We start from the raw sequence: 1253 nt of genomic DNA on the forward strand, positions 1-1253 counted from the left end.
GCACACGCTCCGCGCGAACGTGGACTACGGCTTCTTCGAGGCCAAGACGACCTTCGGCCGCATCGGCGTGAAGGTCTGGATCTACAAGGGCGACGTCAAGAACATCGCCGAGGTCCGTGCCGAGAACGCCGCTGCCCGTGCCGNNTGGCGGCGGCGGTGGCGAGCGACGCGGTCGCAAGCCGCAGCAGGCTGCCGGTGCCGAGGCCCCCAAGGCCGAGGCTCCCGCCGCTGCTCCGGTCGAGGCACCGTCCTCTTCTACCGGTGGAACGGAGGCCTGACCGAAATGCTGATCCCCCGTAGGGTCAAGCACCGCAAGCAGCACCACCCCAAGCGCCGCGGTCAGGCCAAGGGTGGTACGACGGTCGCGTTCGGCGAGTACGGCATTCAGGCCCTCACGCCGGCGTACGTGACCAACCGCCAGATCGAGGCGGCTCGTATCGCGATGACCCGCCACATCAAGCGTGGCGGCAAGGTCTGGATCAACATCTACCCGGACCGCCCGCTCACCAAGAAGCCGGCCGAGACCCGCATGGGTTCCGGTAAGGGTTCGCCCGAGTGGTGGATCGCGAACGTGCACCCGGGTCGGGTCATGTTCGAGCTGTCCTACCCCAACGAAAAGATCGCCCGTGAGGCCCTCACTCGCGCAGCCCACAAGCTGCCGATGAAGTGCCGGATCGTCAAGCGCGAGGCAGGTGAAGCGTGATGTCGGCCGGTACCAAGGCGTCCGAGCTGCGCGAACTGGGTGACGAGGAGCTTCTCGCGAAGCTCCGCGAAGCCAAGGAAGAGCTGTTCAACCTCCGCTTCCAGGCGGCGACGGGTCAGCTCGAGAACCACGGTCGGCTCAAGGCCGTCCGCAAGGACATCGCGCGGATCTACACCCTGATGCGTGAGCGCGAGCTGGGCATCGAGACGGTGGAGAGCGCCTGATGAGTGAGAACAACGTGACTGAGCAGACTGCAGAGGCCCGCGGCTTCCGCAAGACCCGTGAGGGTCTCGTCGTCAGCGACAAGATGGACAAGACCGTCGTCGTCGCCGTCGAGGACCGCGTCAAGCACGCGCTGTACGGCAAGGTCATCCGCCGTACGAACAAGCTCAAGGCTCACGACGAGCAGAACGCTGCCGGCGTCGGCGACCGTGTCCTCCTCATGGAGACGCGTCCGCTGTCCGCCACGAAGCGCTGGCGCGTCGTCGAGATCCTCGAGAAGGCCAAGTAGGCGGTTCCCGCAAGGGACCTCCACCAGTACGCCTGCGGG

The 1253-nt window shown here is 66.3% G+C and carries 3 protein-coding genes and 1 pseudogene; all 4 read left to right on the forward strand.

Features of this window, described 5'->3' with window-relative positions; all coding sequences use genetic code 11:
- Positions 1-278 (forward strand): annotated as a pseudogene (locus tag BZL64_RS31360) (30S ribosomal protein S3); the annotation flags it as partial.
- A gap of 5 nt (positions 279-283) precedes the next feature.
- Positions 284-703, forward strand: coding sequence for a 50S ribosomal protein L16 (rplP, locus tag BZL64_RS31365; RefSeq protein WP_004927269.1), 420 nt, complete (start codon positions 284-286; stop codon positions 701-703).
- Positions 703-927, forward strand: coding sequence for a 50S ribosomal protein L29 (rpmC, locus tag BZL64_RS31370; RefSeq protein WP_003998824.1), 225 nt, complete (start codon positions 703-705; stop codon positions 925-927). The genes rplP and rpmC overlap by 1 nt, the downstream gene beginning before the upstream one ends.
- Positions 927-1214, forward strand: a complete 288-nt coding sequence (gene rpsQ, locus BZL64_RS31375; protein WP_009327090.1) for a 30S ribosomal protein S17 — start codon at positions 927-929, stop codon at positions 1212-1214. The genes rpmC and rpsQ overlap by 1 nt, the downstream gene beginning before the upstream one ends.
- Positions 1215-1253 lie beyond the last annotated feature (39 nt).

Source organism: Streptomyces bobili, assembly GCF_002154575.1.
Taxonomy (GTDB): Bacteria; Actinomycetota; Actinomycetes; order Streptomycetales; family Streptomycetaceae; genus Streptomyces; species Streptomyces bobili.